We start from the raw sequence: 17367 nt of genomic DNA on the forward strand, positions 1-17367 counted from the left end.
CGAACTGAACGGACGCGCCGGAGGTCGAGCGGCTCCGGCGCGGGCGGCATCCTAGGCAGCGCGCCACCGGCGAAGCGTGATCGGTGTCGGCATTGCGTGCGCCGAGAGATGTCTCGGTCGCGACGAGAGATTTCTGCATACGATTTCAGGCATGCAGCCATGCCCCGGGATTCGCGGACCACCTTGGCGCCTCTGCGATGCCTTCTCTCGCGCAAAGAAAAACCCCGCCTCGCGGCGGGGTTTTTCGTGAAACGCAAGCGACTGCGGATGGATCAGAAGTCCATGCCGCCCATGCCGCCCATGCCGCCACCCATGCCACCGGCAGCCGGCTCGTCCTTCTTCGGCGCTTCAGCGACCATGGCTTCGGTCGTGATCATCAGGCCGGCGATGGAGGCCGCGTTCTGCAGCGCGGTGCGGGTGACCTTGGTCGGATCCAGGATGCCGGCTTCGACCATGTCGACGAATTCGCCGGTGGCCGCGTTGTAGCCGAAGTTGCCCGTACCTTCCTTCACCTTGTTGACGATGACCGACGGCTCTTCGCCGGCGTTGGTCACGATCTCGCGCAGCGGGGCTTCCATCGCGCGCAGGGCGATCTGGATGCCGTGGTTCTGGTCTTCGTTGATGCCCTTGACCGCTTCGACGGCGACCTTGGCGCGGATCAGCGCGACGCCGCCGCCCGGGACGATGCCTTCTTCCACGGCAGCGCGGGTGGCATGCAGGGCGTCTTCGACGCGGGCCTTCTTTTCCTTCATTTCGATTTCGGTCGAGGCGCCGACCTTGATCACGGCCACGCCGCCGGCGAGCTTGGCGACGCGCTCCTGCAGCTTCTCGCGGTCGTAGTCCGACGAGGTCTCTTCGATCTGGGCCTTGATCTGCTTGATGCGGGCCTGGATGCCGTCGGCAGCGCCGGCGCCATCGATGATCGTGGTGTTTTCCTTCGAGACCTGGATCTTCTTGGCGCGGCCGAGATCCTTGATCGTGGCCTTCTCGAGCGACAGGCCGACTTCTTCCGAAATCACGGTGCCGCCGGTGAGGATGGCCATGTCTTCCAGCATCGCCTTGCGGCGGTCGCCGAAGCCCGGGGCCTTCACGGCGCAGACCTTCACGATGCCGCGGATGGTGTTGACCACCAGCGTCGCGAGGGCTTCGCCTTCGACTTCTTCCGCCACGATCAGCAGCGGCTTGCCGGCCTTGGCCACGCCCTCGAGCACGGGCAGCAGGTCGCGGACGTTCGAGATCTTCTTGTCGTGCAGCAGGATGAACGGGTCGTCCAGCTCGGCGGCCATTGACTGCTGGTTGTTGACGAAGTACGGCGACAGGTAGCCGCGGTCGAACTGCATGCCCTCGACGACGTCGAGTTCGTTGTCCAGGCCCGAGCCTTCTTCAACGGTGATCACGCCTTCCTTGCCGACCTTCTTCATCGCGTCGGCGATGATGTTGCCGATCGACTCGTCGGAGTTGGCCGAGATCGTGCCGACCTGGGCGATCGCCTTGTCGTCGGTGGTCGGCTTGCTGATGGCCTTCAGCTCGGCGACGGCGGCGGTGACCGCCTTGTCGATGCCGCGCTTGAGGTCCATCGGGTTCATGCCGGCGGCGACGGCCTTCATGCCTTCGCGGATCAGCGCCTGGGCCAGCACGGTCGCGGTGGTGGTGCCGTCACCGGCGTTGTCGGAGGTCTTGGACGCGACTTCCTTCACCATCTGCGCGCCCATGTTCTCGAACTTGTCGGCCAGTTCGATCTCCTTGGCGACGGACACGCCGTCCTTGGTGATCGTCGGGGCGCCGAAGCTCTTCTCGAGCACGACGTTGCGACCCTTCGGGCCGAGGGTGGCCTTGACGGCATTGGCGAGGACGTTGACGCCGCGCACCATGCGGGCGCGGGCGTCTTCACCGAAACGGATATCTTTGGCAGCCATTGTTTGAAGCTCCGGAATTGGTTTGATTTCTTGGGGTGGGCTTCAACCCACCATTGCGACATCGATGCATTGGCGAGCGTGCGGCGGATGCGTCCGCCACGCGCATCAGCCGACGATCGCGAGGATGTCGTCTTCCTTGATGATCTTGTACTCGATGCCGTCCTGCTTGTAGGCGGAACCGGAGTACTGGCCGTAGATCACCTTGTCGCCGACCTTGACCTTCGGCGCGCGGGTGCCGCCGGTGGCGTCGATGAACTTGCCTTCGCCGACGGCGACGACTTCGCCCTTGGTCGGCTTTTCCTTCGCTGCGTCCGGGATGATGATCCCGCCAGCGGTGGTTTCTTCGGCTTCGATCGGCTTGACGACCAGGCGGTCGTAGAGCGGCTTGAGATTCATGTGAACCCTCGCAAGTGGTTGATTGGTGGAGAAAAGGGTGGCGATTTTAGCAGTCCCCCGGGGAGAGTGCCAAAGCCGCGGGCAAAAAACGCCCGGCGAGCCGGGACTGGCCGGAGATATGGGGTGGGCTGCGGGGGTTTCAAGGGCCCCGGACGGGGAAGGATCGGAGCGGGCTGGCCATGCCGACGGCCTCCCTTAACCGGGGACACCCATATTTCCCTCTGCCCCCTGGCCCAACCAAGCCCCACCCCCCCCAGCCCCCTCCAGCCCCCTCCCCCTCCCCAGGGACACCCACCATCCACCATCATCAATCCAACCAAGGACACCCACAACTCAGACTTCCCCGACACCCGGATCAGCACTTCCCCGACATCCCACCCGCACTGCCTCCGCGACACTGAGGCATGACCCGGCCTCGCTCGCAGATCGCCCCGCATCACAGTCCTGGCGCCTTCCACTGCGTACAGCGCTGCGTGCGCCGCGCCTTCCTCTGCGGCGTCGACCGCTACAGCGGCCAGTCCTTCGAGCATCGCCGGGGCTGGATCGAAGACCGCATCCAGCTCGTCGCCGAATGCTTCGCCGTCGCGATCGACGCCTATGCGGTGATGAGCAATCATCTGCATCTCGTGTTGCGTATCGACCCGGGCGAGACGCTGCGCTGGTCCGATGACGAGGTCGCCGCACGCTGGGTCCGCCTGTTTCCGCCGCGCAAGGACAGCGACGCCGCGATCGAGGCCAAATGCCTGCGTTTGCTGGCGAATCCAGAGCGGATCGAGACGCTGCGCGAGCGTCTCGGCAATCTCTCCTGGCTGATGCGCTGCCTCGTCGAACCCATTGCCCGCCGCGCGAATCGCGAGGACGGCTGCAAGGGGCGCTTCTGGGAAGGCCGCTACAAGTGCCAGGCTCTGTGAGACGAGCGCGCGATCCTCGCCGCCATGGCGTATGTCGACCTAAACCAGATCCGCGCGGGCATGGCCGACCGGCTTGAAACTTCGACCTACACCAGCGCAGCGGAACGTGTTTCGCAGGTGAGAGAGGGTCCGGCATCAGCGACTTCACCACTGAAGCCGATCGCGGGCAGCCTGAGACCCGCCGTCGATCTCACCACCGCTGATTATCTGCACATCCTCGACTGGACCGGGCGGCAGCTCGCGCCCGGCAAGCGTGGGCGCATTTCAGCAGATGCGCCCGCCGTCATCGCGAACATCGACTGCGACGCAACGCGCTGGGCCGCACGCGTCGCTGCATTCGGCAGCGGCTGGCACCGCGCCGCAGGCTCGGCACGGGATCTGATCGCCCTCGCCGAGCGGATGGGGCAGCAGTGGCTGGCGGGCATCCGACTGGCGTTGAAACTGGGGTGAAACATCGCCAGCGGACTGGACGCCCGGCCGGGAGGATGGCGCGTGGGCGATGGTTTATATGCGCTGCCCACGCGGCCTGCGAAGGGAGCGGACGCTGGATATTACTCACGTCCGCTTCGGCAGCAGGCAGGAAAGAAAGTGGGTGTCCCTGTCTTTTGCCTACCCAACTTGTACAGGAAAGAAAAGTGGGTGTCCCGGTTTTCTTGTGTACAGTTACACAGCCCGAAGATCCACCGCATATATCCCAGTTTCACAAACAAGGTACTGAACGCCGAGGCCGCGAATATCCATATAAAGACTAAAATCATAGCCAAAATCAAACCCATTTGAAGCCACATACCAGACGGCGCGGTAATCATTTGTCGCACCATAGACTGCCTCATTCAGTTGCCAATACTTTTCCTCGCAACCATCCATGACATCCCTGAAGCAGTCACCTATTGCAGACATGGCCTCACTAGAAGGCCAGGCATCATCACCATAAGAAATCGACTTAAACACATCCAAATCAACGAAAACGACGTTATTTTTCAAAAATGAATCAGCCAAGTCATGCTCATTGATTTTCGACAAAAAAACACGCATCCGCTCAACATCCTCACGAATCAACTGAGAAGAAGCCCTTATTCTCTCATTCGAATCGAACTGAGAATGCCCACCACTCTTTATTCGCAACAATGCAGACACATAACCTTCCGCATCAGGAAATGTTTGAAAGACAGACCGAAGCTCTTCTAACGAACAACTATCCATGAACAAGCCATAAAAATATGAATGGTCGAACGATCTTCCTTCTTCACACATCGATATCCAATCACGCAGCAATTGACTATCCATTTTTATCATTTCCTTGCAACGGGGAGAGGCGGCAAGAGAGCAGGGTCGATCTTCCATCTATCACGCAAGGCAATCACCCCAGCATTATATTCTCTCAATGAATTGCTATTAACAATGACAGCCCTAAGCTCATTGTGAAACTGTTTGCTGCCCGGGCCAGATACTTTTTCCCCATTTACGATAACAGTGTGGGCACCCCGAACACCAGTCCCCGGAACCACCCACTTAAGATCCAAAGTCCCAGTAGTAAATCTATGAACCTCATCCATAGAAACGCCCCATGACTTGAACTTCAGAGCCTCAACAACCATCATCCATTCATGTTTGGCACCGCCATTTCTAATACGTTCGGCAATAGCCTCGCGATATTTAGGAACTTGAAGAATAGTCCTTGCCTCACTTACGGTCAGATCATCCCACCAAGCATTGAATCCCTTCTTGACCGTGGGCACTCTACCGCTCGGCAATAGCTCAGCGATAGCACGATCCCGGCCCACATTAGCGACATTGCCTGCAAATCTATTCTCTAGGCTCGCAACATAAGCCTTGAAACTAGCGGGGCTATACCCCTTGGTCAAAGACCTAAGCTCAGTGCCCAACAGCCTCGTAATACTACCACCAGCAGCCGCAGACCACCCGCTCGCTCTTGGCATCCTGATGCCAGCCTGAGCATCAGGAATCTCGGTAACGAGGCCTCCTGTAATGGTGGCGGGCACAGAAACGTATTTATTGAGAGCACCGCCGATGCCTAGCTTCGCCAATGCCCCAAGCTGTTCTCCGGACGCATCACTTTGAATCCTTGCATTCTCTCTCCTAGATATCAAGCCGACAGATCCCAGCTTTCGTGCGAACAGCTTGTCATCTCCAAGTGTGCCACTTTGCCACAGCGCGGATAGTCCAGCGACAAGCCAAAGCACTCTCGTTTGACCAGACATGACCGCAGCGTCAGAGATAGCAGAGGTCTTTCCAAGCTGATCAAAATGCGCACCATCCATATTGACAAAGAAATTTGCCATTCTGTTATGGAACGTATTAGTAATAGCCGCAGGTCGCGTGTGCGTCGCGAACTCATAGGAGTTCGTGAGAGTGGTCCTCATACCAGCCAGCACTGCTGACCGGAGAGTCCGATCATCCATTGACCTCACAGCAGCAAGGTCAAGCTGGGAGGCAATCAGGAGAGGGTGGTCCGCGTTTAGCCTCGATATTCCAGCCTTCAAATCGGACAGCATTCTGCGCCCAGACCCATCATCAAGAACGATTGCTGTATAAGCCTTCAAAACATTGCCGGTATTATCAATGAGCGCATTGTGATTTTCATAACGAGTCAACTGCTTTCCAGACATTCCCCCCTGAATCGGAAGCCGCAACTTTTCGAGCGCCTCCTGATACGCCTGAACTCGAGCCAACTCCATTTTCATATCGGATTGTTCACCGAACGATGAGGTCGGCTCCAGCATTTCCCCTCGTTTCGCGGCGTCAATATAACCTTGACCGGCAATAGATTCCGGCGGGTAATCAAACGTTATTCCTTCTTGAGAACGCAGGGGCACCCAGCTCAATCCGAACTGCGCATTAATCGCGCGGACGTCTTCATCACTATGCCTCCCATCATCATTCATATCGGCCGGCGGGCCGATTCTAGGATCGAAAGTTGGCCCTGAATGACGATCAGTTTCACCGGGCTCGAAACTAACCGTTGTGGGCTGCCTGCGCACACTCCGCGCCTGCCAAACCTGCTTGACGCTATTCACCTGATTATCAATCTGCCCCGTAATTCCACTGCCAATCGTGTCGCCGACTGCATTCACGAGGAAATCAACATTGTTCCAACTGGTACCCGGAGCATCAAATGCCCTGTTGACTGCATAACTGATCGCACCCTTCGCAAGGTTGATCGCCAGATGTTGTGCAACGACCTTGTTCCATTCGAACTTCGTGTAACTCGTCTGGGAATGACCGAAGGCGCCCCGTCCCCACGGGTTGATCTCAGTGTCCGTGGAAGTTCCTGGCTTGCCCATTCCACCGAAGACGCCTGCGGTGATCCCAGCCGTGGCCACGCTTGCAGCGAAGCCACGCAGACTGAACGACGCGTCCCTGCCTAGCGCACGATTCAATCCATATGTCGTGGCGTAAGAGGCAGCTGCGCCGGCCATCGCACCGGTGACTCCGCCGCCAGCTGCGCCCGCCACTCCTCCGCCCACGTAAGCGGCGGCTGCCGAGATCGCAACGCTTTCATAGTCGATCATCCCAGGGGCGCCATTGCCCAGTGGATCGAAGATTGCACGGTTGAGATCGCTGCTGTTTCCACCGAACGGGTTGACGGTGAAACGGAAGAAACGTCCCCAGTCGTACTGACCATTCAACATCAGGGCGCTGCCCTGTGTCGCCAGATTCCCAGCTGCCGCACCGGCTACAGGGCCGGCGTAGTAGCTGACGACGATATTGACCACGACGCCAATCAGCGTGGAAAGCCATTTGCATTTCTGCCCCGGCGGCGGCGGAATGAACGGCAGCGACGGCGTGATGTTGCCGATCGCATCATTCGCGTTGTAGGGCTTGAAGGTGCTGGCATCGTTCTGGCTGACCGAGACTTCGGGCACCTTCAACTGCGTGCCGGCGACCAGCTTGGCGTCGCGATCACCCATGCCATTGGCATCGGCGATGGTGTACCACAGCATGTCGGTACCGTAGACACGCTGGGCCAGGGTGGCGAGGGTTTCGCCCTCCAGCACCATGACCATCGAACCGCCTGCGGTGTACGGCGCACCGCCATTGAGCGTGGTTATCTGCGGGATCGAATAGGTACCGTTGTTGGTCCGGATCGAGCCGCCTTCCTTGATCTCCGCCTGCTGCTTGCCGGCCGCATGGACGAACAGGAAATTCGCCTTGGCGCCGGTGCTGTCCGCCACCTGGGTGAAGACGTTGCTCTCCAGCGTACCTTCGCGGCGCGTCATGATGGTGCCATCGCCCGTGTGGGTATAGGCCTTCACGCGATCGTGCAGCACCCCATAGTTCGTGGGAAGCGGCGTATTTTCGACTTGCTTGATCAGGCGGCCGAAATAATCGTAGGTCAGCGTATTCGTCGTCGCACGATACTTGTAGTACGAACTGCTGCCGGCCACAGTCTTTTCCTGCCAGCTGTCCCAGCCTTCGTACTGGAGGTTGTAGCTATGGGTGTTCCATTCGATATCGGCCGACTTGTAGCGGTAATGCACGAGACGGCCGGCCGCATCGTAGCCACTCCCGCCGGCAGCGGTGGTATAGAAGATCTCGCTCTTGTTGGTCAGTACGCCCAGATCGCTCCACTCGCCGGAGCTGGGTGTATTCATTTCGGGGTCGCGCCAGGTCGGCTGATTCTCACGATGCAGCGTCCGCTGCCAGGTCAGTCGACCATCGGCATCATAGGTCTGCTGTTCGGCCCCGTTCAGCCAGCCGCCGATGCTCATGTCGAATCCGCGGGGGTAACCTTCCTGGTCGAGAGGCGCAGCCACCGATTCGTTGGCCTGATAGTAACTGCGCGTTTCGACGAGTCGGCCTACGGCATCGTAGAAATAGCGCTTGGCGATGCCGTTCTCGGGCGTGCCCACCGTCTGCATGTGGAACTCGTACTCACGCTGGCCGCGCAGGTCATAGACCGAGCGCTGAACCATCGTGGTTTCCTGCCCATACTGATTCGCGCGCCGACGCGCCAGCAGCGTCACACGACCCGCCGCGTCGTACACCTGCTCGTAAGAGTCGAACTGGTTGCTCATCGTCATGGAGATCGTGGTGCCAACGGCGCCTGCCGCACCGGACAACACGCCATTGACGATACGCAGGCGATTCTCGGCATCGTACGTGAACCACTTGTCCTGCACCTGCGGTGGCAGTGGGTTGGAACCGGAAGACGATGTGGTCGCATAGACGGGGCCGGTCTCGCCTGCATCGGAGTACGGCGCGACCTCCATGCCCATGTCGAAGCTGTACGCTGCGCCTTCGGTCTCGCCGCCAATCCCCAAGGGCTGCTCTTCTCCATTGCCCTGGTACGGATAGACCGAAATCACGAAATCGTCGTACTCGGTGGCGCCTTGGCTGTCGGTAGCCGTGATGCGGATCACGATGGTGCCATCGGCGGCTGCATGCGGCGTACCCGAGAACGTCTTGTTGGTCGGGTTGTACGACAACCATCCGGTCGGCGTATCGCTGGACAGGATGGTGTAGCTATAGGTCAAGCCACCGCCTTCAGGATCAACAAACGCGCCTGTCGGGATGGCGTGGGTAAAGAGGACATTTCCTTCGGCCTGCCGATCCTGCAGCGGCGAAAGCAATTGCGGAGGCTGATTCACAGGCTGTGCGCTGATCGTGTAGACGAACTGCACGCTGGCAGTGCCGCCACGCCCATCCACCGCTGAATACGTGACCGTCCAGCTGCCTTGGGTAGTCGGCGCTCCCGTGATGCGTCGATTATTCGGATCGAAACTCAACCCAGGCGGCAGATTGCTGATGCTGTAGCTCAACAGATCGCCATCGGGATCGTTGAAGGCCGGCAGCACCAGAAGTACGTTGCCGCCGACACCTGCAGCCTTGCCTGTAATCGGCACGCTGTTCGGTGCCGTGTTGGCTTGCACCTGGATAGTAAAGGTCCTCGATGTGGATTGACCTCCGTCCGAGGCTTGATAGGTCACGGCCCAGACGCCCGGCACGGTCGGCGTACCGGACAGCAGTCTGTTGCCGGAATTGAAGCTCAATCCGGGCGGCAAGCCCGTCACGCTGTAGGAGAGGACATCACCATTTCGGTCGTAGAACTCCGGCAGCGTAGTGCTGTAGAGCACGTTCTGCTTGATCGACTTGTTTTCGATGATGGCTGCATCGGGTGCGACGTTATTGGTCGACAGGATCTGCATTGTGGTGCTGACGCTTGCACCACTCGGTTCGGTCGCCGTCAGGGTGATCGTGAACACCTGGCCATTCGTGGCGCCAGGCGGTACTTGCCCCGTGATTCTCAACTGCGGTGGATTCGTACCATTCTGGTGCTCGAAGCTCAACCAGGCCGGCAAGCCACTGGCACCGATCCGCAGCGTATCGCCATTGGGATCGGTGAAAACCTGGGACACCGGCACGGTCCAACTGAAGGCATACCCGATGGACGCCTGTACCGTGCCGGGAGACGCCACGACCTGGGGCGGCAGATTCTGCTGTGCCACCAGTTGGACGGTGCGATCGACAAAAGCGCCGCGCGAATCTGTCGCCCGCAGCGTGATCGACACGGTCTGCGTGGAAGGTGGCGTACCCTGCAGGCGGACGCGGCCGCCGGTGGTATCGACACTCAACCAGGCCGGCAAGGCCGGACCTGTCAGACTCAATGCCAACTGCTCGGTGACATCCAGATCTGTGAAATAGTCGGTCGCCGACAGGGTCGCGGCAAAGACCTGACCCACGGTCGCCTTCAGCTCGGTCGAGACCCCCTGCAGCACTTCAGGCACATGGTTCTGCCGGACGCGAACGGTGAAAGTCGTGCTGGCTTGCTGCGCAGGGCTGCCGGCCTCATGAACGGCCAACTTGACGACAAGATCGGTGTCCGGCGTACCTGCAGGCACGTTCGCGGCGAAAATGATTTCGCCCGTCTGCGGATCGCGAGTCGCGGTTAGCCAGGATGGCAATGCTGTGCCATCCCCCTTCGTGATTGTCAGGGTAAGCGCGTCGTTCTCGGCATCACGGAAGATATCGGTGAACAACAGGCGGAACTGCGAAAGCTCACCAGGACGCACACCACGATCACGAGGCGTGGACGCGACCACGGGTGTCTGGTTCGTCGGCGTGACTCCTTGCAGGTTCGGGCCGTAGCCCGACTGGGTCACGACACGACGACGATTGCCGTTCGCATCGTAGTCGTAGCGCAGCTCGAAATTGCGCTTGAGGACGGCTCCGGCATCGTTCACATCGTCCTGGGTGACGCGCAGGATACGATTGTTGCTGTCGTACACTGTCCTCGCGACCGTTTGCACCTGGAGACCATAGACATCGCTGGTCTTGGCGTATTCCATGGTCCGATTGCCGGAAGCATCGTACTCATAGCGGTAAGTCGACGTGGGCTGCCCACTCTGATTTTGCACATCAGAGTTGTATTCCAGCACTTCACGGACTCGACCGTTGCGATAGTAGCTGACCTTTTTCACACCTGGCGTGGTACCCGCAGGCCCGCCGACCGCGACTTCCCGCATCAGCATGCCCGAGAGCGGGTCGTACTCGTAGTCGCTGTCTCGGCCGCTCAGGTTGTCATGATCGATCACGCGGCCGAAGGCGTCGTACTTCCACGACAGGCTGTTGTACTCGATCGCAGCTTCGCTCGCATCAGGCTGGTAGGAGCCGTAACTCAGCACACTGCGCTCCTGCACCTTGCGGCCCATGACGTCGTAACCGTATTCCTGCCACACACCCATCGCGGTCTCGCTGCGGATCACGCGACCCTGGCTGTCGTAGTCGTACTTCGCCGTCGCGTTGAGGGCATTCGTCACGGTGAGACGGTCGCCGTTCTGGTTCAGCAGATAGCTCTGCTGTACATGCCTGGTCCGCGCAGCCCCGTTGGTCAGGAAGTCGCCGATCGAGGTCACGCGGTCGGCGCGATCGAATTCCTGCCAGGTGATGTGCCCCACCCCGTCTTCGACCATTCGCTGGCGACCGAGCACATCATAGGCGTAACGGGTAACGTTGCCGGTCCCATCCGTGACGGCCACCTGCTGACCCACGCTGTCGTAGGCATACTGGCGCAGGTTGCCATTGGCATCACGCGTGCCGACCAGTCGCCCCTGCACGTCGTAATAACGGTGATGCACTGGACGCTGCCAGTTGCCGGCGCCGTTCTCGGCCACCACCCAGGCGAGCGGCCGGGTTTCCTTGACCAACTGGTTCTGGTCGTTGTATTCGAAGTCACTCTGATAGCCGCGCGCATCGACGACACGCGTGAGATTTCCCCAGCGATCGTAGCTCTGCAGCACGGTCGATGTGGTCGCGGCATCGCTCGTATGCGAAGGCAACACCACCTTCGTCGTACGGCCCAAACCGTCGACCGTCATGGCGGTCGAAACTTCCACCGCCGTGCTGGCCGCATCCAGCTTGACCCAATGAGATTCTCTCGTCTGCTGGCCTGCGAGGTTGTAGGCGTACTTGCGGATCGCACCGGTGCTGTTGTCGCTGACGAGCCTGCCAGCGTTGTCGTAGGTGTACAGCAGCGTGCCCTGGATGCCTTCGTAGGCCTTGCTGATGATTTCGCCGAAGGCGTTGTAGGTGGCGACCTCGAACTGGTCCGTGCCCAGCAGCGTCACGCCATCGAGCGTCATCCGGCGCTGCTTGGCGCTGGTCTGCCGCCCCGTCTTGTCGTAGGTGTAATCGCGATGGACGACGGTGTCGTTGTTGCCGTCGGAACGGCGGTGGCGGGTCCAGCTGTGGGTCAGCTTGTCGGTGTTGTCGTAGTGCGACCACGTGCGGTCGCCGAGGCCGTTCTGGCTCATCACCACGCGGCCGAGGGCGTCGTAGACGCTCAGCGTGACCTGGTCCCGTGCGTTGTCGATCGCAGGCGGATTGACCCCGTCGTGGCCATTGGCGTGGCGTCGCGCGGCGATCAGGCGGCCCAGGCCGTCGTAGGCCATGGTGGTGTAAGGCGAGCGGGTGACGTACAGGCTCGACGAGGCGAGATTGGTCGCGCTGCTGGCCTGCAGCGCGGCATCGGCCGTGTCGGTCAGCACCTGGCGCGAGGGCTCTCGCACCGAGGCCACCTGGCCCAGCACGTTGTAGGTCGTGGTGGTGGTTCCGGTCGCGTTGGTCAACGTGGTGACGCGATCCTCGGCGTCGTAGCCGTAGCTGCTGGCGAGGAGCTGTTGCTGGACGTTGCCGTCGGTCCCGCGCACATGACGGACCAGGGTTTCCGAGGACTTGCGGCCCAGGATGTCATAGGTCCACTGCGTCTCGCGGTTGTAGCCGGTGGCGGGATCGCCTGCCGCAGGCGCGGCCGGCGGCGTGCTCGTGGACAGACCGAGGCTGCCGGTGTAGTTGCTCTGGACAGGCGCACCCGGGCTGTTCGAGGGCGCGTTGCGCACCGCGACGGCGCGGGCGTACTCGATCGTCTTCAGCACCTCGCCGGTGGCGCTGTACTGCATCTCGGTCATGTAGCCTTCGGCATCGACCACATGGGTCATGCGGCCAGCCTGGTCGTAATAGCGATAGGTCTCGGCCCAGAAGCCGCCACCGGCCTGCGGATCGGTCGAGCCGGACTGCAGCACCTTCTCGCGCACCACTTCGCCGTAGGCGTTGTACTCGTAACGGGTGGTCGGCGTGCCACTGCTGAGGATGCTGGTGTCGTCGAGGTTGCGGTACTCGACCGCCGACAGCCTGACTTCGATCTTCTCGCCGCGCTGGTTGTAGTCGGTGAAGATGAAGCGATTCTGGGCGTTGTTGTTGTCGATACCGGCCTGGACCTGCGCCCAGATGATTTCCTTGCCGGCCTGCCAGTTGGCGCTGCTGAAGGCCGATCCGGTGGTGATCAGCTTGGCGGCATAACGCAGCAGGCGGACCTGTTCGCCGTAGGCGTTGTACAGATACGTGGTGACGTTGTGTTCCTGGTCGACTTCGGCCGACACGCGACCGAAGCCATCGTAGATCTTGTAGCTGTAGTGGTTGTTGGCGTCCTTCTGCACCACGGCATTGCCGAGTGCGTCGTAGGTGATTTCCACCGTCGGCGCGGGGCCGCTGTAGACGATCTCGCCGCTGTAGTAATCCAAGCTGCCCGGATGCGGCAGCGTGGTCTTCACCAGCCGGCCGACCTTGTCGTAGTCGTAACGCGTCGTGCGCTTGCCGCTGGCGTTGTCGGCGTCCTCGGTCTTGCTGGCGAGCTGCCCCAGTGCGTTGTAGGCATAGCGCGTCACCACCGAACGAAGGGCGACCGACAGCATGCCCTGCGCGGTGATGCCGTAGACCTCGGCCTCCGGGCTGATGTCTGCGGTTTTGCGACCGGCGGCATCGTACTGGTAGGTCCACACCGCACCGGCACGGTCGGTGCGGGTAAGCATGCGGTCCGCGCCGTCGTAGGTGAAGGTCTCGCTGCGATTCAGACCATCGGTGCGCGCGGTGAGACGACCGGCGGCGTCGTAGGTGTTCGTCACCTTGCGGATATCGGCAGCGGCCTGCGTGCGCGCCCAGGCGGTGACGCCGGCGGTGTCGATCGTGATGTTGTTCGGACGCACGCCATAGCTGCGCGTCTCGATCACCTGGCCAACGGCGTCGTAACGCTGCTCGCTGACTGCGCCGGTGGCATCCACCACGAAGCGGGTCTGGCCGACGCTGTCGAGCAGGTATCGGGTCGTGCGCTTGTCGGTCTGGCTCGACAGGGCTGCGACCAGCTGGCTGTCGGTCTGGCCCGGCGCATAGGCGATGGTCGCGCCGTAGCGGGTTTCGCTGATCGTCCGGCCGGCACCGTCGTAGGCACGCTCGGAGACGGTCCACTGGCCGAAATTGCGCTGCAACGCGAAGCGCACCTGGCCGGCGGCATCGTAGACCTGCGCCTCCATCCGCGCGGTCGATTCGTTGGCCGTGACGAAGGCAGCGAAATCCGAGTATTTTGCCTGACCGGCGAGCAGTCGGTTGGTCAGCGTGGCGTCCCCGGAGATGAACTGCGAGGCATAGCGACGCGTCGTCACCAGGCGACCGGCGCCGTCGTACTCGTAGTGCGTGACGTAGGCCGCGCCGTCGTAGACGAACTGCAGCTGGCCGGCGGCGTCGTAGACGCGGAACTCCTGCTGGTAGCCCTTGCTCCACGCGCCGAGCGGTTCGAGCTGGAAGTCGAGCTGGTGGACGGTCACCGCATCGCTGAGGATCGCCGAGTCGAAGCGGGCATCGAACTTGCGCACTGCGGCCACCTGGCCGGCGGCGTTGTACCAGGTGCGGGTGAACGCACCGGTGGCATCGATGCTGTAGATCTGCCTGCCGCTGTTGTCGTAGACGACACGGCTGGTGTTGCCATTGGCGTCGGTCACCGACAGTCGACGGCCTGCGCCGTCGTAGGTGTAGGTCTCGGTATTCCCCAGGCCGTCGACCTTGGCGATCACCTGCCCGGCGGCGTTATAGCGGTAGGACTCGCTGGCGACGGCGTTGCCGTTGAGGATGGCGAGGTTGTCGACAGACAGGCTAGCACCACTGACGCCCGCCTCACTTGTGCCATGGATTAAGAGCTTGAAAGGCCCATAGGCTGCTGACGTGACAGCGCGGTCGATCCGATAGCCGCTGTCGCGACCCTGCCCCTTCGCATAAACGAAGGTGGTTATTGATGTCGATGTGGTCTCAATCTCGACCACATAGGTCGTGCTGTTACTCAGCGCGCCGAGATCGTTGAATGTAACAGTTCCTTCCGGCGTCCCTCGATACGCGTAAAGCCGTCCATTCGCAACATATACACCCTCGTTGCCGAAGTTGTTCGCAGTGTTTCGCAATGCAAAGAGAAGATTATTATTGCCCTGATCCGGGCCCGTGGCGATTTCGGCGCGAAACCCCCGGTTTTCCGCCAGCGTGTAATTGTCCAGACTCCATACCTGCGGCCAGTTGGTGCCGCCACCGGAGGGAACCCGATTGAAAACAATGCGGCCATTCTCGATCTTTGCACCGTTATTGCCCAGCGGATCGAGCAGGCTAAGGTCCAGTCCCGGGATGGTCTTGTTGTCGAACCCCGTACTCCACGGTGCGACTGTCGACGCCGCGCCGGCCGCCGCCGCGATGTCGGCATCGGTTGCCGTGCCCGCGTCCAGCTTGGCGGCCAGCGCCGGCGTCAGCGCAATCGCGTTCCGATAGGTGTGGCGCGACAGCAGGCGGCCAGCGCCGTCGTAGTTCGATTGCGTCACGTAACCCAGCGCGTCGATCGAATACCGCAACTGGCCCGTACCGTCGTACACCATGCGACTTGTGTGACCGTTGGCATTGGTGACCGAGACCCGGCGACCGGCAGCGTCGTAACGGTAGGTCTCGGTGTTGCCCAGGCCATCGACCTTGGCGATCAGCTGACCTGCGGCGTCGTAGCGGTAGGACTCGCTGGCGACGGCATTGCTGTTGAGGATGGCGAGATTGTCGACGAAGAGGCTCGCGCCGCTGACATTGGCTTCCGTCGTCCCATGGATCAGGAACTTGAATGAACCGTATGCGGCCGAGGTCACCGCACGGTCTACTCGCCAGCCGCTGTCGCGCCCCTGGCCCTTTGCGTAGATGAAGGTCGTGATCGACGTCGACGTCGTCTCGATCTCGACGACATAGGTCGTGCTGTTGTTCAGGCCACCAAGATCACTGAACGAGTGACCACCTTCTGCGGTCCCCCGGTAGAGCTGCAGGCGACCATTCTGGATCGCGATGCCTTCGTTACCGAAGTTGTTGGCCGTGTTGCGCAAGGACAACAGGAGACTGTTGTTGGTCTGCGTCGCATCCGTCGTGATTTCCGTACGGAACGTCCGGCCCTCGGCGAGCGTGTAGCTGTCCACGCTCCACAACTGCGGCCAGTTGGTGCCGCTGCCAGAGGGAACACGGTTGAACACAACCCGGCCATTTTCGATTCGGCCGCTGTTGTTGCTCAGCGGATCGAGCAGACTCAGATCCAGCCCCGGAATCTTCTGGCCGTCGAACCCGGTACTCCAGGGCGCAACCGTCGACGCCGCACCTGCGGCCGTCGCGATGTCGGCATCGGTTGCCGTGCCTGCGTCCAGCTTGGTCGTCAATGCCGACGTCAAGGCAACAGCATTGCGATAGGTGTGGGTCGACTGCAGTCGACCCGCACCATCATGGTTCGACTGCGTCACGTAGCCCAGCGCGTCGATCTGGTAGCGCGCATGGCCGCTGGCATCGTACACAGTCCGCTGGCGCTGTGCCGTGGCGGCGTTCGCTGTCGTGAACGACGCAAAATCCGCTTCCGTCGCCGTTCCGGCGAACAGCTTGTTGGTGAACGTGCCATCACCCCAGAACGGGGGCACATACGCAATCGTGGACAGCGCGCGGCCCACGCCGTCGTATCGCATCTCCTGCAGCTGGCCCATGCTGCTGTAGATGAAGCGCACCCGGCCCGCCGCATCGTGGATCCGGTAGTTCGCCTGGTCGGCTTCCGTCCACGCCAGCTGCCCGTCCAGGCTGCCGATGGTCGTCGCATCGCTCAGGGCCGCCAGCGCGGCGGCCGAGAGCCGCGTCGCGAACGTGCGGCTGGCGACAACGCGATCGGCGCCATCGCGCCAGACGCGCGTGTAGGCACCGGTACCATCGATGGTGTAGGTCGCGCGACCTGCGGCGTCATACACCGTGCGCTGGGTCTGCGCCGTGCCGGCATTCGCGCTCACGAATGCACTGAAGTGCGCGTCCGTCGCCGAGCCGCCCGACATCGCCTGGACCGTGTTCTCATCGACCGTGAAGTGCGCTGCATACGCCATCGTCGCGAGCACGCGACCTGCGCCGTCGTAACGCGTCTGCGTCAGCTGCGCCGCATACGGGCGGGTCAGCATCGAACCGACCGCCCTCACCGTGTACACCTGCCGCCCCGCTGCGTCGTACACGAAGTTGGTGTATTCGTCGCCATCGGCCGCGACCACCATCGACTCCAGCTGCACCGCAGTGGTGGCATCGGTGATCGTCGCCAGATTCAGCGGGGTGACGGCCTTGCGCACCACGACCACTCGATCCGATGCATCGTAGCGGTAACGGGTATACGCGCCGATCCCATCAATCGTGTACTGCATCCGCCCCGCAGCGTCGTACACGCGACGCTCGCCCTGCGCCGTCGCCGGATTCGCGGCGACGAACGCGGCGAGGTCGGACTCCACGCCGTTGCCGCCGGCGATCTTGCCCGCCGTGGTCAGATCCAGCAT

6 protein-coding genes are annotated in these 17367 nt (G+C 61.4%); 2 read left to right on the top strand and 4 right to left on the bottom strand.

All coding sequences use genetic code 11. The features are described 5' to 3' along the window. Nucleotides 1–272: 272 nt before the first annotated feature. Together groL and ACFQ0E_RS18130 are read right to left on the bottom strand one after the other, a co-directional pair. Nucleotides 273–1916 carry a chaperonin GroEL gene (gene groL / locus ACFQ0E_RS18125; protein ID WP_386826241.1) on the bottom strand — a complete coding sequence of 548 codons (1644 nt, stop codon included), beginning with the start codon at nucleotides 1914–1916 and terminating at the stop codon, nucleotides 273–275. Between the two features lie 105 nt (nucleotides 1917–2021). Beyond that, nucleotides 2022–2312, bottom strand: coding sequence for a co-chaperone GroES (locus tag ACFQ0E_RS18130; RefSeq protein ID WP_137850076.1), 291 nt, complete (start codon nucleotides 2310–2312; stop codon nucleotides 2022–2024). Between the two features lie 404 nt (nucleotides 2313–2716). Between ACFQ0E_RS18130 and ACFQ0E_RS18135 the strand changes: the two genes are divergently transcribed. Beyond that, nucleotides 2717–3223, top strand: coding sequence for a hypothetical protein (locus ACFQ0E_RS18135; RefSeq protein WP_386826243.1), 507 nt, complete (start codon nucleotides 2717–2719; stop codon nucleotides 3221–3223). A 24-nt stretch (nucleotides 3224–3247) separates the two neighbouring features. Next, complete coding sequence (locus ACFQ0E_RS18140; RefSeq protein WP_386826245.1) at nucleotides 3248–3673, top strand: hypothetical protein; 426 nt, start codon at nucleotides 3248–3250, stop codon at nucleotides 3671–3673. 213 nt (nucleotides 3674–3886) lie between these two features. Here ACFQ0E_RS18140 and ACFQ0E_RS18145 read toward each other — a convergent pair whose 3' ends face one another. Then, a complete protein-coding gene (locus ACFQ0E_RS18145; protein ID WP_386826247.1) occupies nucleotides 3887–4510 on the bottom strand; it encodes a hypothetical protein in 624 nt (207 codons plus the stop codon). 5 nt (nucleotides 4511–4515) lie between these two features. Further along, nucleotides 4516–17322, bottom strand: coding sequence for a putative Ig domain-containing protein (locus ACFQ0E_RS18150; protein ID WP_386826249.1), 12807 nt, complete (start codon nucleotides 17320–17322; stop codon nucleotides 4516–4518). Between the last annotated feature and the right edge of the window lie 45 nt (nucleotides 17323–17367).

It is taken from the genome of Lysobacter brunescens, from assembly GCF_042677005.1.
Lineage (GTDB): Bacteria > Pseudomonadota > Gammaproteobacteria > Xanthomonadales > Xanthomonadaceae > Lysobacter_I > Lysobacter_I brunescens.

Excerpts from the sequence above, each read along its gene's own strand:
- ACFQ0E_RS18135 (WP_386826243.1), top strand. The coding sequence starts at position 2,717 with ATGACCCGGCCTCGCTCGCAGATCGCCCCGCATCACAGTCCTGGCGCC.
- ACFQ0E_RS18145 (WP_386826247.1), bottom strand. The coding sequence starts at position 4,510 with ATGGATAGTCAATTGCTGCGTGATTGGATATCGATGTGTGAAGAAGGA.
- groL (WP_386826241.1), bottom strand. The coding sequence starts at position 1,916 with ATGGCTGCCAAAGATATCCGTTTCGGTGAAGACGCCCGCGCCCGCATG.
- ACFQ0E_RS18140 (WP_386826245.1), top strand. The coding sequence starts at position 3,248 with ATGGCGTATGTCGACCTAAACCAGATCCGCGCGGGCATGGCCGACCGG.
- ACFQ0E_RS18130 (WP_137850076.1), bottom strand. The coding sequence starts at position 2,312 with ATGAATCTCAAGCCGCTCTACGACCGCCTGGTCGTCAAGCCGATCGAA.